The 22,220-nt window shown below is 70.3% G+C and carries 20 protein-coding genes and 2 tRNA genes; 8 read left to right on the top strand and 14 right to left on the bottom strand.

From position 1 onward, the window contains the following. Positions 1-528 carry a peptidylprolyl isomerase gene (locus ACZ7JZ_RS10395; RefSeq protein ID WP_470935768.1) on the bottom strand — a complete coding sequence of 176 codons (528 nt, stop codon included), beginning with the start codon at positions 526-528 and terminating at the stop codon, positions 1-3. A gap of 220 nt (positions 529-748) precedes the next feature. Between ACZ7JZ_RS10395 and ACZ7JZ_RS10390 the strand changes: the two genes are divergently transcribed. Next, a complete protein-coding gene (locus ACZ7JZ_RS10390; protein WP_470935765.1) occupies positions 749-1,483 on the top strand; it encodes a DUF5324 family protein in 735 nt (244 codons plus the stop codon). 126 nt (positions 1,484-1,609) lie between these two features. Here the strand turns inward: ACZ7JZ_RS10390 and ACZ7JZ_RS10385 are convergent, their stop codons facing one another. Continuing rightward, a complete protein-coding gene (locus ACZ7JZ_RS10385; RefSeq protein ID WP_470935762.1) occupies positions 1,610-1,891 on the bottom strand; it encodes a hypothetical protein in 282 nt (93 codons plus the stop codon). A 159-nt stretch (positions 1,892-2,050) separates the two neighbouring features. On the opposite strand from ACZ7JZ_RS10385, the gene ACZ7JZ_RS10380 reads away from it, so the two are divergent. After that, positions 2,051-3,775: a proline--tRNA ligase gene (locus ACZ7JZ_RS10380; protein ID WP_470935761.1), complete on the top strand. Its 1,725-nt coding sequence runs from the start codon at positions 2,051-2,053 to the stop codon at positions 3,773-3,775. A gap of 116 nt (positions 3,776-3,891) precedes the next feature. Here the strand turns inward: ACZ7JZ_RS10380 and ACZ7JZ_RS10375 are convergent. Further along, positions 3,892-3,964, bottom strand: a tRNA-Ala gene (locus ACZ7JZ_RS10375). A gap of 159 nt (positions 3,965-4,123) precedes the next feature. Between ACZ7JZ_RS10375 and ACZ7JZ_RS10370 the strand changes: the two genes are divergently transcribed. Together ACZ7JZ_RS10370 and ACZ7JZ_RS10365 are read left to right on the top strand one after the other, a co-directional pair. Beyond that, positions 4,124-4,672, top strand: coding sequence for a helix-turn-helix domain-containing protein (locus ACZ7JZ_RS10370; RefSeq protein ID WP_470935759.1), 549 nt, complete (start codon positions 4,124-4,126; stop codon positions 4,670-4,672). Between the two features lie 26 nt (positions 4,673-4,698). Beyond that, complete coding sequence (locus ACZ7JZ_RS10365) at positions 4,699-5,997, top strand: serine/threonine-protein kinase (RefSeq protein ID WP_470935757.1); 1,299 nt, start codon at positions 4,699-4,701, stop codon at positions 5,995-5,997. Here ACZ7JZ_RS10365 and ACZ7JZ_RS10360 read toward each other — a convergent pair. The 11 genes from ACZ7JZ_RS10360 to dnaA all read right to left on the bottom strand — a co-directional run bounded on the left by ACZ7JZ_RS10360 (position 5,984) and on the right by dnaA (position 19,945). Beyond that, the gene (locus tag ACZ7JZ_RS10360; protein WP_470935755.1) at positions 5,984-7,279 is read right to left on the bottom strand and encodes a hypothetical protein; all 1,296 of its coding nucleotides are present in this window, start codon (positions 7,277-7,279) and stop codon (positions 5,984-5,986) included. The two genes, ACZ7JZ_RS10365 and ACZ7JZ_RS10360, sit on opposite strands and share 14 nt — an antisense overlap. 102 nt (positions 7,280-7,381) lie before the next feature. After that, on the bottom strand, positions 7,382-7,516 hold the full coding sequence (locus tag ACZ7JZ_RS10355; RefSeq protein WP_208809277.1) for a DLW-39 family protein: 135 nt from the start codon (positions 7,514-7,516) through the stop codon (positions 7,382-7,384). Between the two features lie 188 nt (positions 7,517-7,704). After that, positions 7,705-7,778: transfer RNA gene (locus ACZ7JZ_RS10350), tRNA-Ile, on the bottom strand. Positions 7,779-7,882: 104 nt separating this feature from the next. After that, positions 7,883-8,491 (bottom strand): DUF3566 domain-containing protein, encoded by a 609-nt coding sequence (locus ACZ7JZ_RS10345; protein WP_470935753.1) that lies wholly within the window; start codon positions 8,489-8,491, stop codon positions 7,883-7,885. Between the two features lie 3 nt (positions 8,492-8,494). Beyond that, the gene (gene gyrA, locus ACZ7JZ_RS10340) at positions 8,495-11,089 is read right to left on the bottom strand and encodes a DNA gyrase subunit A (RefSeq protein WP_470935751.1); all 2,595 of its coding nucleotides are present in this window, start codon (positions 11,087-11,089) and stop codon (positions 8,495-8,497) included. 42 nt (positions 11,090-11,131) lie between these two features. Beyond that, complete coding sequence (gene gyrB / locus ACZ7JZ_RS10335) at positions 11,132-13,156, bottom strand: DNA topoisomerase (ATP-hydrolyzing) subunit B (protein WP_470935749.1); 2,025 nt, start codon at positions 13,154-13,156, stop codon at positions 11,132-11,134. Between the two features lie 330 nt (positions 13,157-13,486). Further along, positions 13,487-14,041, bottom strand: a complete 555-nt coding sequence (locus ACZ7JZ_RS10330) for a DciA family protein (protein WP_470935747.1) — start codon at positions 14,039-14,041, stop codon at positions 13,487-13,489. Beyond that, the gene (gene recF, locus ACZ7JZ_RS10325) at positions 14,038-15,195 is read right to left on the bottom strand and encodes a DNA replication/repair protein RecF (RefSeq protein ID WP_470935745.1); all 1,158 of its coding nucleotides are present in this window, start codon (positions 15,193-15,195) and stop codon (positions 14,038-14,040) included. The genes ACZ7JZ_RS10330 and recF overlap by 4 nt, the downstream gene beginning before the upstream one ends. 31 nt (positions 15,196-15,226) lie before the next feature. After that, the gene (gnd, locus tag ACZ7JZ_RS10320; protein ID WP_470935744.1) at positions 15,227-16,102 is read right to left on the bottom strand and encodes a phosphogluconate dehydrogenase (NAD(+)-dependent, decarboxylating); all 876 of its coding nucleotides are present in this window, start codon (positions 16,100-16,102) and stop codon (positions 15,227-15,229) included. A 107-nt stretch (positions 16,103-16,209) separates the two neighbouring features. Next, positions 16,210-17,340, bottom strand: a complete 1,131-nt coding sequence (dnaN, locus tag ACZ7JZ_RS10315; protein WP_470935742.1) for a DNA polymerase III subunit beta — start codon at positions 17,338-17,340, stop codon at positions 16,210-16,212. An 850-nt stretch (positions 17,341-18,190) separates the two neighbouring features. Continuing rightward, positions 18,191-19,945: a chromosomal replication initiator protein DnaA gene (gene dnaA, locus ACZ7JZ_RS10310; protein ID WP_470935740.1), complete on the bottom strand. Its 1,755-nt coding sequence runs from the start codon at positions 19,943-19,945 to the stop codon at positions 18,191-18,193. Positions 19,946-20,301: 356 nt separating this feature from the next. Between dnaA and rpmH the strand changes: the two genes are divergently transcribed. Genes rpmH through yidC form a run of 4 tightly spaced genes read left to right on the top strand, consistent with a single transcriptional unit; the run spans position 20,302 to position 22,220 of the window. Continuing rightward, positions 20,302-20,439 carry a 50S ribosomal protein L34 gene (rpmH, locus tag ACZ7JZ_RS10305; RefSeq protein WP_030457638.1) on the top strand — a complete coding sequence of 46 codons (138 nt, stop codon included), beginning with the start codon at positions 20,302-20,304 and terminating at the stop codon, positions 20,437-20,439. A 21-nt stretch (positions 20,440-20,460) separates the two neighbouring features. Further along, entirely contained in the window at positions 20,461-20,835 is a 375-nt protein-coding gene (gene rnpA / locus ACZ7JZ_RS10300) for a ribonuclease P protein component (RefSeq protein ID WP_470935737.1), read from the top strand. Next, entirely contained in the window at positions 20,832-21,113 is a 282-nt protein-coding gene (gene yidD / locus ACZ7JZ_RS10295) for a membrane protein insertion efficiency factor YidD (RefSeq protein WP_150208749.1), read from the top strand. Before rnpA ends, yidD begins: the two co-directional genes overlap by 4 nt. Positions 21,114-21,116: 3 nt before the next feature. Continuing rightward, on the top strand, positions 21,117-22,220 hold the full coding sequence (gene yidC, locus ACZ7JZ_RS10290) for a membrane protein insertase YidC (RefSeq protein WP_470935735.1): 1,104 nt from the start codon (positions 21,117-21,119) through the stop codon (positions 22,218-22,220).

The raw sequence follows: 22,220 nt of genomic DNA, 5'->3' as shown, positions 1-22,220 counted from the left end.
TCAGCGCTTCTCGATGACGACGCTGTGGATGACCACGTCCTCCAGGGGACGCTCGGTGCGCGGGTTGGTCGCCGCCCCCGCGATGGCGTCGACCACGGCGCGGCTCGCCGCGTCCGCGACCTCGCCGAAGATCGTGTGCTTGCGGGTGAGCCAGGCGGTCGGGGCCACCGTGATGAAGAACTGCGAGCCGTTGGTGCCCGGCCCCGCGTTGGCCATGGCCAGCAGGTACGGCTTGGTGAAGGCCAGCTCGGGGTGGAACTCGTCGGCGAACTGGTAGCCGGGGCCGCCCGTGCCGTTCCCGAGCGGGTCGCCGCCCTGGATCATGAACCCGCTGATCACCCGGTGGAAGACCGTGCCGTCGTAGAGGCGCTCGGTCGACTTCGCGCCGGTCTCCGGGTTCGTCCACTCCCGCTCGCCGCCGGCGAGCTCGACGAAGTTGCGGACCGTCTTCGGCGCGTGGAAGGGCAGGAGCTCGATCTCGATGTCCCCCTGGCTGGTCTTCAGGGTGGCGTACAGCTTCTGGGCCACGGAAATGCCTTCCTCGTCCTGGATCCTCGGTGACGTCGGTCCCGGACGACGCCGGTCCTGGTGACGTCGTGTGAACCTCCTCGTGATCCTCGCACGGACGGCACCCCGCAAAGGGGGACACCCGGATGCCGTGCCCTTTGCGCCTGTGGGCGGTTTGACAGGCAAGATCCGGCAAAGGGTGGAAAGGTGAACTCTGTCCGCCACCGAGGAGGAGGATCACGTGACCCGCAGAGACAGCGTGCACGCCGCGACGGAAGCGGCGAAGGACAGCTTCAGGCACGCAGCGGAAGTGGTGGCGCCGTACGCAGGAACCGCCAAGGACGCAGCGGCGCACTACGCGCACGAGGCGCGAGTGGTACTGGCGCCGAAGGTTTCGAGCGCGGCCCACGGGGCCGCGCGCCAATGCCGTACCCAGTACGGCACCCACGTGGCACCGCTGCTGGTGCAGGCCCGCGACGCGCTGCCGCCGCAGGTCGACCACGCGGCCACGCGGATGGTGCACGGCACGCGCAAGGCGGCCCGGCAGGCCGTCGACTACGCGCAGCCGCGCATCGAGGACGCGGTCGCGGCGGCGCAGCCGGTGGCCGAGGAGGCGGCCGCCCGGTCCGTGGCCGCGGTCGCGGCGCTGCGCGGCCAGGTGACCCCGGACGAGATCAGGAAGCTGGCCAGGAAGCACCGGCGGCGCGAGCGGGCGGGCCACTTCTTCAAGGGCGCGGCCGTCGTGGGCCTGGTGGCCGGCGGGGCCTTCCTGCTGTGGCGCTGGTGGGACCAGCAGTCGAACCCGGACTGGCTGGTCGAGCCGCCGGCGGCCACGGAGGTCGGCGAGCGGGCTCCGCTGAGCTCGGTCGACGGCAGCGCGTCCCGCTTCGACGAGGCGGGTTCCGAGGCGGAGGCCGACGGGGCCGAGGGAGCCGGTGACGGCTCCGACGCCAAGGCGGAGGACAACGGCCGCTGAGCCGGCTGCCGCGGCGGCCGCCGCTGCCGCTGTACGGCGTACGGACGGAGGCGGGGCCGGATCCTGGTGATCCGGGCCCGCCTCCGTCGTTCCCCACGGTCCGTCGTTGCCCGCGGTGCGGCGTTCCTAGCGGTGCGGCGGGGGAGCGGAGCGCTTGGCCGTCCCCGGCGGCGCCTCGTGCGGAGCCGTCCCCGGCCCGCCCCCGCTGCCGTCGGTCCGCGGTACGGCCGAGTGGATCGGCGGGGCGGAGCGCTTCGCGGCCTCGGGCGGGGTGTGGCTGAGCTCCATGCCCGGGTCCAGGGGGGTGCGTACGGGCGGGGCCGCCTTCGGGGCCGCGCCGGCCCCCGGGCCGTCCCGCTTCCCCGTGGTCTCGCCCTTGTCGTGCTTCAGGAAGTCGAAGAATCCCATGGTCGTGCCTCCGGCGGGTGCGTTCCCCCTGTCACCACTGTGGTCCACACTCCGGCGCAGCGCCCACCGCATCCGCCGTACGGGCGACGCCGAATTCGTTTGCCCCGGGCACCGGCCGGAGGATTGCATGGCCGTCCGCCCGATCCCGCAGGAGTTCCCATGTCCGCCACGCACTCCGCCCCGGCCGCCCGGGTGCAGCGCATGTCCCGACTGATGGCGAAGACGCTCCGCGAGGACCCGGCCGACGCCGAGACGCTCAGCCACCGGCTGCTCGTCCGCGCCGGCTACGTCCGCCGCAGCTCGGCCGGGGTGTGGAGCTGGCTGCCGCTGGGCCGCAGGGTGCTGGAGAACGTCTCGCGCGTGGTCCGCGAGGAGATGGACGCGATCGGCGGCCAGGAGGTCCTGCTGCCCGCCCTGCTGCCCCGCGAGCCGTACGAGGCCAGCGGCCGCTGGTCGGAGTACGGGGACCTGCTCTTCCGCCTGCGGGACCGCAAGGGCGCCGACTACCTGCTCGGCCCCACCCACGAGGAGGTCTTCACCCTGCTGGTGAAGGACCAGTGCACCTCGTACAAGGACCTGCCGGTCATCCTCTACCAGATCCAGACCAAGTACCGGGACGAGGCCCGCCCCCGCTCCGGGGTGCTGCGCGGCCGCGAGTTCCAGATGAAGGACGCGTACTCCTTTGACACCACGGACGAGGGCCTGGCGGAGTCCTACGCCCTGCACCGGGAGGCCTACCGGCGGATCTTCACCCGGCTCGGTCTCGACCACCGCATCTGCTCGGCCGTCTCCGGCGCCATGGGCGGCTCCGCCTCGGAGGAGTTCCTGGCGCCCGCCGCGGCGGGCGAGGACACCTTCGCCGACTGCCCGTCCTGCGCGTACGCGGCGAACACCGAGGCCGTGACCTTCCCGCTGGTCCCCGCGGCCGCCGACCACCCCGCGCCGCAGGACGTGGACACCCCGGACACCCCCACCATCGAGTCCCTCGCGGCCCGCCTGGGGATCCCCGCCTCGGCCACCCTGAAGAACCTGCTGGTGAAGGTGGACGGGGAGATCACGGCGGTCGGCGTGCCCGGGGACCGCGAGGTGGACCTCGGCAAGCTCGCCGAGCACCTGGCGCCCGCCGCCGTCGAGCTGGTCGCCGAGGAGGACTTCGCGGCCCGCACCGACCTGGTGCGCGGGTACGTGGGCCCGCAGGGCCTCGCGGGGGTCCCCTACCTCGCGGACCCGCGGATCGCGCCCGGCACCGCCTGGGTCACCGGCGCCAACCGGCCCGGCACGCACACCCGGAACGTGGTCTGCGGCCGCGACTTCGAGCCGGACCGCTACCTCGACGTGGTCGTCGTGGAGAGCGGCGACCCCTGCCCGGCCTGCGGGGCGGGGCTGGTCCTGGACCGGGCGATCGAGGTCGGCCACATCTTCCAGCTGGGCCGCAAGTACGCCGACACCTTCCAGCTCGACGTACTCGGACCCGAGGGCAAGCCCGTCCGGGTCACCATGGGCTCGTACGGGATCGGGGTCTCCCGCGTGGTCGCGGCCCTGGCCGAGCAGACCGCCGACGGGAAGGGGCTGTGCTGGCCGGCCGCGGTGGCCCCCGCCGACGTCCACATCGTGGCCGCGGGCAAGGCCGCCCAGACCGAGCTGGCCCTCGAACTCGCCGACCGGCTGGCCGCCGCGGGCGTCCGCGTCCTGGTCGACGACCGCGCCGGGGTCTCACCGGGCGTCAAGTTCACCGACGCCGAGCTGATCGGCGTCCCGCAGATCCTCGTCGCGGGCCGCCGCACGGCCGAGGGCGTCGTCGAACTGAAGGACCGCCGCACCGGCGCCCGCGAGGAACTCCCCGCCACCGAGGCCGTATCCCGCCTGACCTCCCAGCCCGCCTGACCCCGCCCCTTCCACGCGCCCTTCCGCGGCCCCGTACACCACGGTCCGCAGCACCGCCGGGGACACAAAAACACCCCCTCGGACCTGGTTTCCGCAGGTCGGAGGGGGTGTAGGGGTGGAGCCTAGGGGAGTCGAACCCCTGACATCTGCCATGCAAAGACAGCGCTCTACCAACTGAGCTAAGGCCCCGTACACACGGGCGGGCCACCCGCTGAAGGGCGGTCGGCCACGTCCGCAGACCAGAGTACCGGGTTACCCCCTGGATCCCGCAAAATGAATAGGACTCCCGCCCCGCGACCACGCTCCGTAAGATGCTCGCGAGGTTCGCACCAGCGAAGGGGAGTAAGAGTGGACGCAGTGCAGCAAGAGGCCACGGCGAGAGCCAGAGAACTGCAGCGGAGCTGGTACGGGGAGCCGCTCGGGGCGCTCTTCCGACGGCTCATAGACGATCTCGGCCTGAACCAGGCGCGCCTCGCTGCCGTCCTCGGACTGTCGGCACCCATGCTGTCCCAGCTCATGAGCGGGCAGCGCGCCAAAATCGGTAACCCCGCCGTGGTCCAGCGGGTCCAGGCCCTGCAGGAGCTGGCGGGCCAGGTCGCCGACGGCAGCGTGAGCGCGGCGGAGGCCACCGACCGGATGGACGAGATCAAGAAGACCCAGGGCGGCTCGGTGCTCAGCAACACCGGTCAGACCACGACCAGTTCGGGCGCCCCCACCGTCAAGCGCGTGGTCCGCGAGATCCAGTCGCTGCTGCGCTCCGTCGCGGCGGCCGGCGACATCATCGATGCGGCGGACACCCTCGCCCCCACCCACCCCGAACTGGCAGAGTTCCTCCGGGTGTACGGCGCCGGACGCACCGCTGACGCGGTGTCCCACTACGAGGCGCACCAGGGCTGACGGCGGACGGGGGCGGACGCAGCGCGATGGGTGAGGTCTTCGCCGGGCGGTACGAACTGGTCGATCCGATCGGCCGGGGTGGAGCCGGAGCCGTCTGGCGCTCCTGGGACCACCGCCGGCGCCGGTACGTGGCCGCCAAGGTCCTCCAGCAGAGCGACGCCCACACCCTGCTGCGCTTCGTGCGCGAGCAGGCGCTGCGTATCGACCACCCCCATGTGCTGGCCCCGGCCAGCTGGGCGGCCGACGACGACCAGGTGCTGTTCACCATGGACCTGGTGGCCGGCGGCTCCCTCGCCCACCTGATCGGCGACTACGGCCCCCTGCCGCCCGCGTTCGTCTGCACCCTCCTGGACCAGCTGCTCTCCGGCCTGGCTGCCGTCCATGCGGAGGGCGTGGTCCACCGCGACATCAAGCCGGCCAACATCCTGCTGGAGGCCACCGGAACCGGGCGGCCGCATCTGCGGCTGTCCGACTTCGGGATCTCGATGCGCAAGGGCGAGCCCCGGCTCACCGAGACCCACCACGTGGTCGGCACCCCCGGCTACTTCGCCCCGGAGCAACTGCTCGGCGCCGAACCCGACTTCCCCGCCGACCTCTTCGCCGTGGGACTGGTCGCCCTGTACCTGCTGGAGGGTCAGAAACCCGATTCCCAGGCCCTGGTGGAGCACTTCCTCACCCACGGCACCCCTTCGGCCCCACAGGGCGTCCCGGGGCCGCTCTGGCAGGTGATCGCGAACCTCCTGCAGCCGGACCCCCGGGTCCGCTTCCGCACCGCCACAGGGGCCCGCAAGGCCCTTGCCGAGGCCGTCGCCCTGCTGCCGTCCGCCCCCGCCGACGAGGAGGCCGCCGATGCGGTCGAGGTGTTCGACCAACTGGGCCCCCTCCCCGCGGGATTCGGCCCCGAGGGCCCCGCAGCGCCGGCAGCACCCGAGCACACTCCGGCACCCCTCCCGACAGCGGCTCCGGCCCCTCCGACTCCGGCTCCTCCGGCCCCGGCTCTGACGCCACCGAGCATCCCGTACGCGTACGGGACCGCATCCGGGAGCGATGTTTCACGTGAAACATCGGCCTCGGAGACCGGCAGCTTCCACCTGGCCCCGCCCTCGGCCGAGCCCACCCGCCCCTACACCGCCCCCCAGCACCTCGGCACGCACACCGGCCCCGGCACCGGGGCAGGAACGGGGACAGCGGCAGGAGAAGGTCCAGGGCCGACCACCCGACCCCGCCGCGCCCCTTCCGGCCCGCCCGCCAAGGTGGCCGTACCCGTCCTCCTCCTGGCCCTGGTCTGCTTCGCGGTGGGCATCTGGGCCCTCACGCAGTCCTGAGACCGCCCCGCCGCGCCAGCAGGGCCCACAGCCCCAGGCCCAGCACCAGCACCGTCCCCGTGCCGATGCCGCCCGCGGCGAGCACCCGCATGGTGGAACGGCGCTCGGCAGCCGACCTGGCCTCGACCTCGGTGAGCCCCTCCCCGGCCGCCGCCACGTCCTCGCCCGAGACCCCGAAGCCGGCCGCGACCGCGTCCTCGCGGTACGGGGGCGCCGCCGCCTCCGAGCCCTCCACCTTGACCCGCAGGGTGAGCGGGATCGGCTCGGCGTCCGCCACGAACCCGCCGACCTTCCGGTCCACGGTCACGGCCAGGTAGTACCAGCCCGCGAACCGGGCCTGGCGGACCCAGGCGTCGTCGGAGTAGCGGTTGTCGTAGGCGATGGGCGCCGTCTTCCCGAAGCCCGCCATCGCCTGCTTGCCGTCGTAGGGGGCCCCGTGACCGGCCATCAGGCTGCGCGCCGGGTTGTAGAGCGCCACGGCCAGCCCGGAGCCCGCCGAACCGAAGGGCTTGGTCATCCTGGGGGCCTTGGCCAGCTCGGCGCTGACGCTGAGCTGCCGCCCCCAGGCCACGGGGATCCGGTAGAAGCGGGTCTCCCCGGGATGCAGCGCGTCCCGCCAGGCACCCGTCTCCAGGGCCCGGGCGTCGTTGAAGCCCGTGCCGCCCCGGCGGGGGACGCCCGCGTCCGAGGGCGGGACGGGGGACTGGGAGGGCCAGACGGCGGGCGGCTCCCCGGGGGCGCTGCCGGTGCTCAGGCCCGGCTCCCGCATCACCTTGAGCTCCACGGGCCAGGCCTCCTGGGAGGAGTCCTTGCCGGAGGTCCGGACGAGCTTCACGTAGTACGTGCCCGGCTCCTGGCAGTCCCCGTCCTCCTGGAGGCGGCGCACGGCCACGTCCGTGACGGGGCGCGGCTGGTACGAGCCGAAGATCCCGCGGTCACCGGTGCCGCACTCGTCGCCGCCCGTGGTCATCAGCACCACGTCCACGCCGTCCCCGTAGGCCACCTCGGCCGCCGCGGGGGGCCGGGCCACCGCCGAGACGTACACGCTCGACCGGTCGTCCAGGGAGAGCTGGTAGAAGCGCTCACCGGGGGCGAGTGTGTCCTCGTAGACCCCGCCCGCCTCCAGCGTGGGGGCCGTCGCGGAGCTGTCGCCCCCGCGGACCCCCCTGCTCCCGTGCGCCGTCGCGTACGGGTCCCCGGCGGCCGCAGCCGCTGCCGGGGACACCGCGAGGACGCACACCACCGTGAGCGCGGCCGCCGCGCCCCGGGCCCGAACCTTCATGCCCCACCCCTGAGAAGCCGAGAAACGGAACGCGCCGTCAGCGAGCAGCACGAAGCCCCGGCCGCAGCGGCAGCCGGGGCTTCATGAACTCAGCCTTGGGTCTCACACACCGGAACCGGACGGCACGGAGTCGGTCGCCTCCGTCCACAGGTCCTGCTCGGCGCGGTCCGCCTGGATCTGGCGGTACACGAGGAGCCCGCCGATGGCGGCCAGTGCGACCAGGAGAAGCTTCTTCACCGCGCGACCTCGTCTTTCGTTGACGTTGGGGACTTCTGGCGCCCGACTATACACACCGACCGATATCGATTGGTTATCTGGGAACGACCTCGGCCCCACTCCGGCAACGGCGTCGAGGGCCGCAACGGTAATCGGACGACAACGACAACGGCCCGGCGGATAATCTCCGCCGGGCCGTTGCCTAACTGTGGGGCTAACAGGATTTGAACCTGTGGCCTCATCCTTATCAGGGATGCGCTCTAACCAACTGAGCTATAGCCCCTCCGCGCTGCGCGCTGACTCCTGAAGATTAGCGCACAGACCCGGGAGTTCCCAAATCGCTGGTCACGGGGGGTGCGGCCGGCACACCCCGCGACCAGCGGGGGACTACTCGTCCTCGGCGAGGGTCAGCTCGACGCCGCCCACGAAGCCTGCGGACAGGTTGTAGATGAAGGCGCCGAGGGTGGCCAGCGCCGTCATCAGCACCACGTCGATGACCGCGATGACCGAGGTGAAGATGAGCACCCGCGGCAGCGACAGGAACGACTGGAGGTCGAACCCGTTGCTCTCGTTCGAGCCCGTGGCCTCGCTGATGGTCCCGCCGACGGTCGAGAAGACGCCCATGGCGTCCATGACCATCCACAGCACCACCGCGGCCACGATGGTGCAGATGCCCAGCGCGATCGACAGCAGGAAGCTGACCTTCATCACGGACCACGGGTCGGCCTTCGCCACCCGCAGCCGCGCCTTGCGCGTCCGCGGGGTGGTGCGGGCCGTGCCCGTGCGCGGCACCCGCTCGCCGCCGCGCGGGGTACCCGGGCCTGCGCCCGGGGCCGCGTAGGCCTGCGGCGGGTGGTACGGCTGTGCAGCCGGCGCCTGCGGCTGGGGCTGCGGCGCTCGCGGGTCGGTCACAGTTCCCCCTTTGGAGTCCGCGGCGGGGCCACGGGCACCGTTGGCTCCACTCGTGGCCGATCCGGCGCCCGTGGCTCCACTCACGCTCTACTCCTCGTGCTCCCCGGCCGGGGCGTCCGTGCCCTCGGCGGCCTCGGCGGCCTGTCCCTCGACTGCCTCGGTCTCGTCGACCTCGTCAGCCTCCTGACCGGCCTCGGCGTTACGAGCGATGCCGACGACGGCATCGCGCTTCCCCAGGTTGATCAGCTGGACGCCCATGGTGTCACGGCCGGTCTCCCTGACTTCACTGACGCGCGTACGAATCACACCACCGCCGAGGGTGATGGCCAGGATCTCGTCGCCCTCGTCGACCACCAGCGCGCCCACGAGGGAGCCCCGGTCCTCCACGATCTTCGCGGCCTTGATGCCCAGTCCGCCACGGCCCTGGACACGGTACTCGTCCACCGGGGTCCGCTTCGCGTAGCCCCCGTCGGTCGCGGTGAAGACGAAGGTACCCGGACGCACCACGCTCATGGAGAGCAGTTCGTCGCCCTCGCGGAAGCTCATGCCCTTCACGCCCGAGGTGGCACGGCCCATGGGCCGCAGCGACTCGTCCGTGGCCGTGAAGCGGATCGACTGCGCCTTCTTGCTGATGAGCAGCAGGTCGTCGTCCGCGGACACCAGCTCGGCGCCGATCAGCTCGTCGTCGTCGCCGTTCTCCTGCTCGCGCAGGTTGATGGCGATGACTCCGCCGGAGCGGGGCGAGTCGTAGTCCTTGAGCGCCGTCTTCTTCACCAGGCCGGCCTTGGTGGCCAGGATCAGGTACGGGGCGGCCTCGTAGTCGCGGATCGCGAGGATCTGCGCGATCTGCTCGTCCGGCTGGAAGGCGAGCAGGTTGGCCACGTGCTGGCCGCGGGCGTCGCGGCCGGCGTCCGGCAGCTCGTACGCCTTGGCCCGGTAGACCCGGCCCTTGTTCGTGAAGAACAGCAGCCAGTGGTGCGTGGTGGACACGAAGAAGTGGTCGACGATGTCGTCCTGCTTCAGCTTCGTGCCGCGCACGCCCTTGCCGCCGCGCTTCTGCGAGCGGTAGTCCTCGGTCTTGGTGCGCTTGACGTAGCCGCCGTTGGTGATCGTGACGACGATGTCCTCTTCGGCGATCAGGTCCTCCATGGACATGTCGCCGTCGAAGGGCACCAGCTTGCTGCGCCGGTCGTCGCCGAACTTCTCGACGATGGCCGTCAGCTCCTCGCTGACGATGGCGCGCTGCTTCTCCGGGGAGGCCAGGATCGCGTTGTACTCGTCGATCTTCGCCTGGAGCTCGTCGTGCTCGGCGACGATCTTCTGCCGCTCCAGAGCCGCCAGCCGGCGCAGCTGCATCTCCAGGATCGCGTTGGCCTGGATCTCGTCGATCTGCAGCAGGCCCATCAGGCCCTCGCGGGCGATCTCGACCGTCTGGCTGCGGCGGATGAGCGCGATGACCTCGTCGATCGCGTCGAGCGCCTTGAGCAGGCCGCGCAGGATGTGGGCCCGCTCCTCGGCCTTGCGCAGGCGGAACTTCGTCCGCCGGACGATGACCTCGATCTGGTGGTGCACCCAGTGGCGGATGAACGCGTCCAGGGACAGGGTCCGCGGGACGCCGTCCACCAGCGCGAGCATGTTCGCGCCGAAGTTCGTCTGCAGGTCGGTGTGCTTGTACAGGTTGTTCAGGACGACCTTGGCGACCGCGTCGCGCTTGAGCACGATCACGAGGCGCTGGCCGGTGCGCGAGGAGGTCTCGTCGCGGACGTCGGCGATGCCGCCGATCCGCGCGTCCTTCACCAGGTCGGCGATCTTCTGCGCGAGGTTGTCCGGGTTCACCTGGTACGGGAGCTCCGTGACCACCAGGCACTGGCGGTTCTGGATCTCCTCGACCTCGACCACCGCGCGCATCGTGATGGAGCCGCGGCCGGTGCGGTACGCCTCCTCGATGCCCTTGCGGCCGACAACGAGCGCGCCGGTCGGGAAGTCCGGGCCCTTGATGCGCTCGACGAGGGCGTCCAGCAGCTCCTCGTGCGAGGCCTCGGGGTGGGCGAGGTACCACTGCGCGCCCTCCGCGACCTCGCGGAGGTTGTGCGGCGGGATGTTGGTGGCCATGCCGACGGCGATACCGGCGGAGCCGTTCACCAGGAGGTTCGGGAAGCGCGCCGGCAGGACCGTCGGCTCCTGGTTGCGGCCGTCGTAGTTGTCCGTGAAGTCGACGGTCTCCTCGTCGATGTCGCGGACCATCTCCATCGACAGCGGCGCCATCTTGCACTCGGTGTAGCGCATGGCGGCCGCCGGGTCGTTGCCCGGGGAGCCGAAGTTGCCGTTCGAGTCCACGAGCGGCATCCGCATGGACCAGGGCTGGGCCAGGCGCACGAGGGCGTCGTAGATGGAGGAGTCGCCGTGCGGGTGGTACGTGCCCATGACGTCGCCGACGACGCGGGCGCACTTGTAGAAGCCCTTCTCGGGCCGGTAGCCGCCGTCGTACATCGCGTACAGCACGCGCCGGTGGACGGGCTTGAGGCCGTCGCGGACGTCGGGCAGTGCGCGGGAGACGATGACGGACATCGCGTAGTCGAGGTAGGAGCGCTGCATCTCCGTCTCGAGCCCGACGGGCTCGATCCGCATCTGCGGCTCCTCTTCGGGGACCTCGGTGCTGGTGGGAGTGGTTTCGTCGGCCATTGCTGGTCTTCGGGTCCTTTCAGGCGGTCAGCTGAGACCGACTCAGATGTCGAGGAAGCGGACGTCCTTGGCGTTGCGCTGGATGAAGGAGCGCCGGGCCTCGACGTCCTCGCCCATGAGCACCGAGAACAGGTCGTCGGCCTGCGCCGCGTCGTCCAGCGTGACCTGGCCGAGCACCCGGAGGTCCACGTCCATCGTCGTGACGCGCAGCTCCTCGGCGTTCATCTCGCCGAGGCCCTTGAACCGCTGGATCGAGTCGTCCTTGATCCGCTTGCCGTTCTGCTTGCCGAGCTCGACCAGGGCGTCCCGCTCGCGGTCCGAGTACGCGTACTCGAAGTCGTCGCGTCCCCACTTGATCTTGTACAGCGGCGGACGGGACAGGTACACGTGCCCCGACTCGACCAGCGGCCGCATGAAGCGGAACAGGAAGGTCAGCAGGAGGGTGTTGATGTGCTGGCCGTCGACGTCAGCGTCCGCCATCAGGATGATCTTGTGATAGCGGAGCTTCTCGATGTCGAAGTCCTCGTGCACACCGGTGCCGAAGGCGGAGATGAGCGCCTGGATCTCGGTGTTCTGCAGGATCTTGTCGATGCGCGCCTTCTCGACGTTCAGGATCTTGCCGCGGATGGGCAGGATGGCCTGGTACATCGGGTTGCGGCCGGACTTGGCCGAACCGCCGGCGGAGTCGCCCTCGACGATGAAGATCTCGCACTTCGTCGGGTCGTTCGACTGGCAGTCCGAGAGCTTGCCCGGCAGCGAGGCGCTCTCCAGCAGGCCCTTGCGGCGGGTCAGGTCGCGCGCCTTGCGGGCGGCCACGCGGGCCGTCGCCGCGGCGATGGACTTGCGGATGATGTCCGCGGCCTCGTTCGGGTTCCGGTCGAACCAGTCCGTGAGGTGCTCGTGCGTCACCTTCTGGACGAAGGTCTTCGCCTCGGTGTTGCCCAGCTTGGTCTTGGTCTGGCCCTCGAACTGCGGCTCGCCCAGCTTGACCGAGATGATCGCCGTCAGGCCCTCGCGGATGTCGTCGCCCGTGAGGTTGTCGTCCTTCTCGCGGAGCAGCTTCTTGTCGCGCGCGTACTTGTTCACCAGCGTGGTGAGCGCAGCGCGGAAGCCCTCCTCGTGGGTGCCGCCCTCGTGCGTGTGGATCGTGTTCGCGAAGGAGTACACGCCCTCGGAGTACTGCGAGTTCCACTGCATCGCGATCTCGACGGAGAGGAGGCGCTCCTTGTCCTCCGACTCGATGTCGATCACCGTCGGGTGGATCAGCTCGCCCTTGCGCGCGTTGAGGTACTTCACGAAGTCGACGATGCCGCCCTCGTAGTAGTACTTCACCGTCCGCGCCTGGTCGTCGTCGGCCTCCTCCGCGGAGTCCGCGCCCACCGTCGCCTTCGCCGACTCGCGCTCGTCGGTCAGGCTGATGGTCAGGCCCTTGTTCAGGAACGCCATCTCCTGGAAGCGCCGCGACAGCGTCTCGAAGGAGTACTCGGTGGTCTCGAAGATCTCCGGGTCGGCCCAGAAGGTCACCGACGTGCCGTGCTCGTCGGTCGGCTCGTTCTTCGACAGCGGGGCGGTCGGGACGCCCATCTTGTAGTCCTGGGAGAACCGGTGCCCGTCGCGCTTGACCTCGACCGAGACCTTCGTCGACAGGGCGTTCACCACGGACACGCCGACACCGTGCAGACCGCCGGAGACGGCGTAGCCGCCGCCGCCGAACTTGCCGCCCGCGTGGAGGACCGTCAGCACGACCTCGAGCGCCGGCTTGCCCTCGGAGGGCACGATGTCGACCGGGATGCCGCGGCCGTTGTCGACGACGCGCACGCCGCCGTCGGCGAGGATCGTGACGTCGATCGTGTCCGCGTGACCGGCCATGGCCTCGTCGACCGAGTTGTCCACGACCTCCTGCACCAGGTGGTGCAGGCCGCGCTCGCCCGTCGATCCGATGTACATGCCAGGCCGCTTGCGGACCGCGTCCAGGCCCTCCAGGACCTGGATGTTGCTGGCGGTGTACTGATTGTTCTCGTTGGGGTTGCCGGAATCGGCCACGAAGCGCCCTTTCTGGCACAGCACAGGCCGGACTCCGGGCCAGCAGGCATGCAAGCAGGAGCGGCTGCGTCGATCTGCGTTGTCAGCGTTGGATTGTCAGCGGTGTTCTTCTGCGGTATCGCGCGGATCCCGCTCGAAGAGCGGGATTCTCCCCCAGTCTACCGGTACCACTGACACGAATGGGGGTTTGCCGGTACCTGAGTCCGCATGTGCCGCTCTGAACCAGGGTCGTCCGACTCCCCATATCCGGGAAGGGGCCCCAGGAGGCTCACACCGGCCTCCAGCGCTTCCGCCTGTCAACCACCGGACACCGTGTGCGACACCACACCGCCCGCACACCCCGGCAGCCCCCGTTCACCCGTACGTATCACCGGGTCCCGTGCTCCCCGGAGCACGCAGGGGACCGAACCGGCGGCCGCCCCCGCCCGGCGGCAGCACCTTGATGAACCGCACCGTCCCCTGCCCCAGCTGCGCGTTCAGCCGGGCCACCAGCTCCGGGGTCAGATGCCGCAGCTGCACCATCCACGCCGAGGAATCGCAGCGGACCACCAGCTCCCGCTTCTCCGGATCGGCGTCGTAGGCCTCCGGACGGCAGTGCGCCGCCACGTCCGGGCCCACGATCTCGTCCCAGCGCTGCATCACGCCGGCCACCGCCATCGGCTGCTCCCAGCCGTGCTCGGTGCGCATCCGCTCCAGCGCAGCGCCCAGCCGCATCGGGTCCCGCCCGTCGGCCCGGGCCCCCGACCGCAGTCCGCCCTGCCGCGCCCGCTTCGCGTCCCCCACCGCGGCCCCGCGCGCCCGCGCGGCCTCCTTGGCCGCCGCCAACGCCTGCCGGGCCAGGTCCACCCCCGAGAGCTCGGGGACCCTGCGCGGCCCGTCCTGCTCGGCGTTCGGTTCCGCTCCGCTCACAGCCGGGTCACCTCACCACCCGAAACCGCGTACCGGGCACCCACCAGGACGTCCGGCACGTCGTCGTCCACAGCCGCCGTCACCAGCACCTGCTCACCCGGAGCCACCAGCTCCGCCAGCCGGACCCGGCGCCGCGCGTCCAGCTCCGCGAACACGTCGTCCAGCACCAGCACCGGCTCCGCACCCTCCGTGCGGAGCAGCTCGTACGAGGCCAGCCGCAGGGCCAGCGCGTACGACCAGGACTCCCCGTGGCTCGCGTACCCCTTGGCCGGCAGGTCGCCCAGCCGCAGCAGCAGGTCGTCGCGGTGCGGGCCGACCAGGGTCACTCCCCGTTCGATCTCCTGCTTGCGGGCCGCGCCCAGCGCCTCCAGCAGCGCCGTGCACAGCTCCTCCCGGGAGCTGTGGACAGCGCCGTCGCCCGCCCGGCCGTGCTCCCCGCCCTCGCCCGCGGCCGAACTGCGGTACGCGAGGGCCAGCGGGCCCCCGCCCGGGGCCAGCTGCTCGTACGCCTTGTCGGCCAGCGGCTGCAGGACGGCGACCAGGTCCAGCCGCTGCGCCAGCAGCTCGGCTCCGGCCCGCGCCAGGTGCTGGTCCCAGACGTCCAGCGTGGACATGTCCATCGAGCGGCCGCCGTGCCGGCGGGCCATCGCCGCGGACTTCAGGAGCGTGTTGCGCTGCTTGAGCACCCGCTCGTAGTCCGAGCGGACGGCCGCCATCCGCGGGGAGCGGGCGGTGACCAGCTCGTCCAGGAAGCGCCGGCGCTCCCCGGGATCGCCCTTGACCAGGGCCAGGTCCTCGGGCGCGAACAGCACCGTCCGTACGATCCCCAGTACGTCGCGGGGCCTCACCTGCGAGGACCTGTTGATACGGGCCCGGTTCGCCCGGCCGGGGTTGAGCTCCAGCTCCACGAGCTGCTGGCGTTCCCCCTGCACCACGGCGGCCCGGACCACGGCCCGGTCGGCGCCCATGCGCACGAGCGGGGCGTCCGAGGCCACCCGGTGGCTGCCCAGGGTGGCGAGGTACCCGACGGCCTCGACCAGGTTGGTCTTCCCCTGGCCGTTCGGCCCGACGAAAGCCGTGACGCCCGGGTCGAGCGGAACCTCGGCCCGGGCGTACGAGCGGAAGTCGGCCAGCGACAGATGCGATACGTGCATGGTGCGCCGACCTCCCCCGGCTGCTGTGTCGTTACTTCTTCTCGACCGCGTGGCCGCCGAACTGGTTGCGCAGCGCGGCGATCATCTTCATCTGCGGGGAGTCGTCCTGGCGGGAGGCGAACCGCGCGAACAGCGAGGCGGTGATCGCGGGCAGCGGGACGGCGTTGTCGATCGCCGCCTCCACGGTCCAGCGGCCCTCGCCCGAGTCCTGCGCGAAGCCCTTGAGCTGCTCCAGGTGCTCGTCCTCGTCCAGCGCGTTCACGGCCAGGTCCAGCAGCCAGGAACGGATGACCGTGCCCTCCTGCCAGGAGCGGAAGACCTCGCGGACGTCGGTGACCGAGTCCACCTTCTCCAGCAGCTCCCAGCCCTCGGCGTAGGCCTGCATCATGGCGTACTCGATGCCGTTGTGGACCATCTTGGCGAAGTGGCCGGCGCCGACCTTGCCGGCGTGCACCGAGCCGAAGTCGCCCGCGGGCTTCAGGGCGTCGAAGACCGGCTGGACGCGCGCCACGTGCTCCTCGGCGCCGCCGTACATCAGCGCGTAGCCGTTCTCCAGGCCCCAGACGCCGCCGGAGACTCCGCAGTCCACGAAGCCGATGCCCTTCTCGGCCAGCTCGGCGGCGTGCTTCTCGTCGTCCGTCCAGCGGGAGTTCCCGCCGTCGACCACGATGTCGCCGGGCGACAGCAGGGCGGCCAGCTCGTCGATCGTGGACTGGGTGGCCGCACCGGCCGGGACCATCACCCACACGACGCGCGGGCCCTTGAGCTTGCCCACAAGCTCCTCGAGGCTGTGGACGTCCGCGAGGTCGGGATTGCGGTCGTATCCGATGACGGTGTGGCCTGCGCGGCGGATGCGCTCGCGCATGTTGCCGCCCATCTTGCCGAGACCGACGAGACCGAGCTCCATCAGTGATTCCTTAAGTGTGTGCAGTTTCGTTCCCGCGTCCGAGCCTACGCCCGGACGCGGGGGCACACCTTCCCCCGGCCGCGGCCGGGGGACGCGGCAGGCCGGGGTCAGCCGCTCAGCCGCACCGGCATGATCAGGTACTTGTACGCCTCGTCCGCCTCGGCGTCGAGCGCCGGGCGGCCGCTGAGCAGCGCGGGCTTGGTCGAGGTGGTGAAGGAGAGCTGGGCGACCGGGGAGTCGATGGCGCTCAGGCCGTCGAGCAGGAAGGTCGGGTTGAAGGCGATCGAGATGTCGTCGCCCTCGAGCTTGGCGTCGACGCGCTCCACAGCCTGTGCATCGTCGGAGGAACCGGCCTCCAGGATCAGCACGCCCTGCTCGAAGCTCAGCCGGACCGGGGTGTTCCGCTCGGCGACGAGGGCCACGCGCTTGACGGCCTCGACGAAGGGGGCGGTCTCGATCACGGCGACGGAGTTGAACTCGGTCGGGAACAGCGTGCGGTACTTCGGCAGGTCGCCCTCGAGGAGGCGGGTCGTCGTACGGCGGCCGGCGCCCTCGAAACCGATCAGGCCCTCGCCCGCGCCGGAGCCCGACAGCGCCAGCGTGACCGTGTCACCGCTGGTCAGGGACTTGGCGGTGTCCAGCAGGGTCTTGGCGGGCACCAGGGCGACGGCGGAGGCCTCCGGGTTCTCCGGCTTCCACAGGAACTCGCGGACCGCGAAGCGGTAGCGGTCGGTGGACGCCAGGGTGACACGGTCGCCCTCGATCTCGATGCGCACGCCGGTGAGAACGGGCAGGGTGTCGTCGCGGCCGGCGGCGATGGCGACCTGGGCGGCGGCGGAGGCGAAGACCTCGCCCGGGACGGTGCCGGTGGCCGTGGGCATCTGGGGCAGCGCCGGGTACTCCTCCACCGGCAGGGTGTGGAGGGTGAAGCGGGAGGATCCGCAGACCACGGTCGCCCGTACACCGTCTGTGGAAATCTCCACCGGGCGGTTGGGGAGGGCGCGGCAGATGTCGGCGAGCAGCCGGCCGGAGACGAGGACGGTGCCGTCCTCCTCCACGTCGGCGTCGACGGAGACCCGGGCCGAGACCTCGTAGTCGAAGCCGGAGAGGCTCAGGGAGCCCTCCTCGGCCTTGAGGAGAAGGCCCGCGAGAACGGGGACCGGGGGCCGGGCCGGGAGGCTACGGGCCGCCCACGCCACCGCCTCCGCGAGTACGTCGCGCTCCACCCGGATCTTCACCGGAACCGCCTCCTGCTGTTGCTGGCTCGCCCTGCTGGCCTTCGTCGTCGGCTGAGTGCCGGAGACCAGTTTGACGTACGGCGCCGACAGTCGGTGCTGCCGCCCGTCAAGTCGGGCCCGAGTCGGCGGGAGAGCCGGGAGGCGAGTTGTGCACAGGCCCTGCTTGAAAACGGAAACCGAGCTAACTCTCTATGGGGGTAGTAGTAGGTGTTGTGGATACCGTGGATAACCCCGTTTTCCCAGGTCAACACCAGTTTTTTGTCCCCACCCCTTGTGGGTGGAGCCGGTGGACAACACGGGTTCCTTGTGGAGAACGGAAAGTTCTGCACACCCCGTCCCCAGACAGGGGCCGGTACTCCACAGATCCGTCCCCAGCTTTACCCGGCTTGCCCACAGGCCAATCGTCCACCTTGGTGTGACGCCTTTCACTCCGGGGCGTGAGAGGGGGCGGTTCGTTGCCGAACAGTGGACAACGGTGTGGGTAAGACGGCTCCTGCTGTGCACAAGATGCCGGATCCTGTGGGCGGCCGGTGGACAACGCTGTGGGCGGGCCTGTGGACAAGATTTCTGTCCACAGGCTGTGGACTTCTTTCTCCCACAAATTCACAGCCCTCTGACCTGGCCTGATGGGCAATCAACAGGGCTGCCTGTGGACGGATTGTGGGTGGCGGGCGGGGTCCCCAGGGTGTGGACGGCAGAAACTCCCATGATCTGTGGGCAACTTGCGTAACCACCTCACTAATCGAACAGACTGTTCATCTGTTCAGCACTCCTGCGGTCCCCGGAGGACGCCGAAGGGCGCCCCGGAAGGTCTCTCCGGGGCGCCCTCAGGACGTGGATCCGCTCGCCCTCAGCCGTTCTTGATGCGGTTCGTGAGCTCGGTGACCTGGTTGTAGATGGAGCGGCGCTCGGCCATCAGGGCGCGGATCTTGCGGTCCGCGTGCATGACGGTCGTATGGTCGCGGCCGCCGAACTGGGCCCCGATCTTCGGCAGCGAGAGGTCCGTGAGCTCCCGGCACAGGTACATGGCGATCTGCCGCGCCGTGACCAGCACCCGGCTGCGCGAGGAGCCGCACAGGTCGTCCACCGTCAGCCCGAAGTAGTCGGCGGTGGCCGCCATGATGGCGCCGGCGGTGATCTCCGGCGCGGAGTCCTCGCCCCCCGGGATGAGGTTCTTGAGGACGTCCTCGGTGAGCCCGAGGTCCACCGGCTGCCGGTTGAGGCTCGCGAAGGCCGTCACGCGGATCAGTGCGCCCTCCAGCTCGCGGATGTTGCGCGAGATCCGGGAGGCGATGAACTCCAGTACCTCCGGCGGGGCGTTCAGCTGCTCCTGCACCGCCTTCTTGCGGAGGATCGCGATCCGGGTCTCCAGCTCGGGCGGCTGGACGTCCGTGATCAGGCCCCACTCGAAGCGGTTGCGCAGCCGGTCCTCCAGGGTCACCAGCTGCTTGGGCGGCCGGTCCGACGACAGGACGATCTGCTTGTTCGCGTTGTGCAGGGTGTTGAAGGTGTGGAAGAACTCCTCCTGCGTCGACTCCTTGCTCGCGAGGAACTGGATGTCGTCGACGAGCAGGATGTCCATCTCGCGGTACCGCTTGCGGAAGGCGTCGCCCTTGCCGTCGCGGATGGAGTTGATGAACTCGTTCGTGAACTCCTCCGAGCTCACGTACCGCACCCGGGTGCCCGGGTAGAGGCTGCGCGCGTAGTGCCCGATGGCGTGCAGCAGGTGGGTCTTGCCGAGCCCGGACTCCCCGTAGATGAAGAGGGGGTTGTAGGCCTTGGCCGGTGCTTCGGCGACGGCCACCGCGGCGGCGTGCGCGAAGCGGTTCGACGCCCCGATGACGAAGGTGTCGAAGAGGTACTTGGGGTTCAGCCGCGCCGTCGGCTCGACCGGGCCGGACGAGGAGCCGGACGGGGCCGGGGGCGGGGCGGCCGATCCGCCGACCGGGCGGCCCGGCGGGGCCTGCTGCTCGGAGCGGTCCGGGCGCTGCTGCTCGTACGGCTTGGGCTCGTACGGGTAGGGCTCGTAGGGCTGCTGCTCGTAGCCGCCGGAGTCGGCCGGCGGGTGGTAGCCGTGCTGCGGCTGCTGCGGGGCGGCGTACGGGTCGCGCTCGGGGTAGCCGCCGGGGCGGGGCTGCTGCCAGCCGTAGTCGTCCTGCTGCGGGGGGCGGGGCCAGGCGCCGGGCTGCTGGTAGTCCGGATAGGCCGGGCGGGCCGTCGGCAGGGGCTCGTCGCCGGGGCGCTTGCCGTAGGGCTCGTAGGACTCGCGGCGGTCCTGGTCCTCGTAGCGCGGCTGGGGCGCGGCGGGGGCCGGCGGCTGGACCGGCTCGCCGACGGAGTCGTCGACCGTGATGGCGATGCGGATGGGCCGGCCGCACTCGCGGCTGAGCGTCTCGCTGATCAGCGGCGCGAGCCGGCCTTCGAGCACCTGCTTGCCGTACTCGTTGGGCACGGCGAGCAGGGCGGTGTCCGCGACCAGGGCGAGCGGCTGGCAGCGCTCGACCCACTGCCGGTCCTTCGGCTCGACTGCCTGGTTCCCCTCCCCGAGGAGGTATTCGAGGACCCGTGGCCACACTGCGGCAAGATCGGCAGGTACGTCAGCCACAGGGCACGCTCTCTCACAGGTCCCACGAATGTGTGGTTCTTTGGGACGGTCGGGACAAAAAAATGCGGGGTCGAGCCACGGTAGTCAGGCCGACCGCTGCGGTTCAAGTTGTTGTCCACAGGCTGTGCACAGCGGGGGCCGGGTGCGCCTTGGTTTGACCGGATGGCGTAGCCCCGCGTACCGTAGCGAGGTCGAGTTGTCGATGGCTGCTGCCGCCTGCCTACCGATGGGCGAAGATCACCAAGTGTGATCGTTATAGCGGTGCCACTCGGGCGACGCGCGAGTAATTCCTCGTGGGCGCACGGTGACAGCCAGGCGATGTCCCGCCACCAACGATTCATTTCTGGAGCCCCCGAGTGAGCAAGCGCACCTTCCAGCCGAACAACCGTCGTCGTGCCAAGACCCACGGTTTCCGTCTGCGTATGCGTACCCGTGCCGGCCGCGCGATCCTCGCGAACCGTCGTGCCAAGGGTCGCAGCGCCCTGTCCGCGTAATCGCGCACAGGTCATGACGTCGTGCTGCCTACCGAAAATCGGCTGAGGCGGCGCGAGGACTTCGCGACCGCGGTTCGACGGGGCCGCCGGGCAGGCCGCCCGCTCCTCGTCGTCCATCTACGTACCAGCGGTGCAACGGACCCGCACGAGCCGGGGGACTCTGCTTCCCCGACGCGTGCGGGTTTCGTCGTCAGCAAGGCAGTGGGTGGCGCGGTCGTCCGCACCCGGGTGAAGCGGCTTCTGCGGCACCTGGTGCGGGATCGGCTCGCCGTGCTGCCCCCCGGTAGCCTGGTGGTGGTACGTGCGCTGCCCGGATCGGGTGACGCCGGCCACGAACAGCTTGCCCAGGACCTGGATGCCGCCCTCGAGCGGCTGCTGGGAGGCGCGGCTCGATGAAGTACCCGCTGCTCGCTTTGATCAAGCTGTACCAGTGGACGATCAGTCCGCTGCTCGGGCCGGTGTGCCGCTACTACCCCTCGTGCTCGCACTACGGGTACACGGCCATCGACCGGCATGGTGCGGTGAAGGGGACGGCTCTGACCGCCTGGCGGATCCTGCGGTGCAATCCGTGGTCCCCGGGCGGAGTCGATCACGTCCCACCTCGTAAACGCCCGCGTTGGCACGAACAGCTGCGCAGTGCGTTGCGTAGACCTCGCAATGCTCAAGGAGCCTGATTAGTGGACACGATTGCCAGTCTGTTCAGCTTTATCACCACGCCCGTTTCGTGGATCATCGTGCAGTTCCACAAGCTGTACGGCGCGATCTTCGGGGCGGACAGTGGGTGGGCCTGGGGCCTGTCCATCGTGTCCCTGGTGGTACTGATCCGTATCTGCCTGATCCCGCTCTTCGTGAAGCAGATCAAGGCGACGCGGGGCATGCAGGCGCTCCAGCCGAAGATGAAGGCGATCCAGGAGCGCTACAAGAACGACAAGCAGCGTCAGTCCGAAGAGATGATGAAGCTGTACAAGGAGACGGGTACCAACCCGCTCTCCTCGTGCCTTCCCATCCTGGCGCAGTCCCCGTTCTTCTTCGCGCTCTACCACGTGCTCGCGAACATCGCCGACGGCAAGAAGATCGGCGCGATGACCCCGCAGCTGGTCGAGAGTGCCCGTGAGGCCAAGATCTTCGGCGCGCCCATCGCCGCCAAGTTCATGGACAGCCCGGAGAAGGTCGAGGCCCTCGGGGCCACCCTGCTGGACGTCCGCATCGTCACCGCGGTCATGATCGTCCTGATGTCGCTGTCGCAGTTCTACACGCAGCGCCAGCTGATGCAGAAGAACGTGGACCTCACGGTCAAGACCCCGTTCATGCAGCAGCAGAAGATGCTGATGTACATCTTCCCGGTGATCTTCGCCGTGATGGGCATCAACTTCCCCGTCGGTGTCCTCGTCTACTGGCTGACCACCAACGTGTGGACCATGGGCCAGCAGATGTACGTGATCAACCAGAACCCGACGCCGGGCAGCAAGGCCCAGGACCAGTACCTGCAGCGCCTGCTGAAGCACGTCAGCTCGCACGGCGAGGTCAAGGGCCGCCGCCGCAAGAGCGTCGTGTCGGCGATCGTCGCCAAGGGCCCGGACCGCAACGACAACGAGCGCCGCTTCGTCACCGCGCTGTCCAAGCAGGGTCTGGCCGCCCAGACCGACGGCAGCGTCATCAAGAGCACCGAAACCACGGCGGACGCGGACGCCGCGAGCGGTGGCGCCGCGAAGCGGCAGCAGCCCAAGCGGCAGTCGAAGTCGCAGCGCCAGAACCCCCCCAAGACCTCGCCCAAGAAGTAA

This window comes from Streptomyces sp. NPDC038213, from assembly GCF_055600495.1.
This window is presented reverse-complemented; position numbering and strand designations above follow the sequence as displayed.

Excerpts from the sequence above, each read along its gene's own strand:
- yidD (WP_150208749.1), top strand. The coding sequence starts at position 20,832 with ATGAAGTACCCGCTGCTCGCTTTGATCAAGCTGTACCAGTGGACGATC.
- ACZ7JZ_RS10360 (WP_470935755.1), bottom strand. The coding sequence starts at position 7,279 with ATGAAGGTTCGGGCCCGGGGCGCGGCGGCCGCGCTCACGGTGGTGTGC.
- recF (WP_470935745.1), bottom strand. The coding sequence starts at position 15,195 with ATGCACGTATCGCATCTGTCGCTGGCCGACTTCCGCTCGTACGCCCGG.
- ACZ7JZ_RS10365 (WP_470935757.1), top strand. The coding sequence starts at position 4,699 with ATGGGTGAGGTCTTCGCCGGGCGGTACGAACTGGTCGATCCGATCGGC.
- gyrA (WP_470935751.1), bottom strand. The coding sequence starts at position 11,089 with ATGGCCGACGAAACCACTCCCACCAGCACCGAGGTCCCCGAAGAGGAG.
- ACZ7JZ_RS10380 (WP_470935761.1), top strand. The coding sequence starts at position 2,051 with ATGTCCGCCACGCACTCCGCCCCGGCCGCCCGGGTGCAGCGCATGTCC.
- gnd (WP_470935744.1), bottom strand. The coding sequence starts at position 16,102 with ATGGAGCTCGGTCTCGTCGGTCTCGGCAAGATGGGCGGCAACATGCGC.
- ACZ7JZ_RS10385 (WP_470935762.1), bottom strand. The coding sequence starts at position 1,891 with ATGGGATTCTTCGACTTCCTGAAGCACGACAAGGGCGAGACCACGGGG.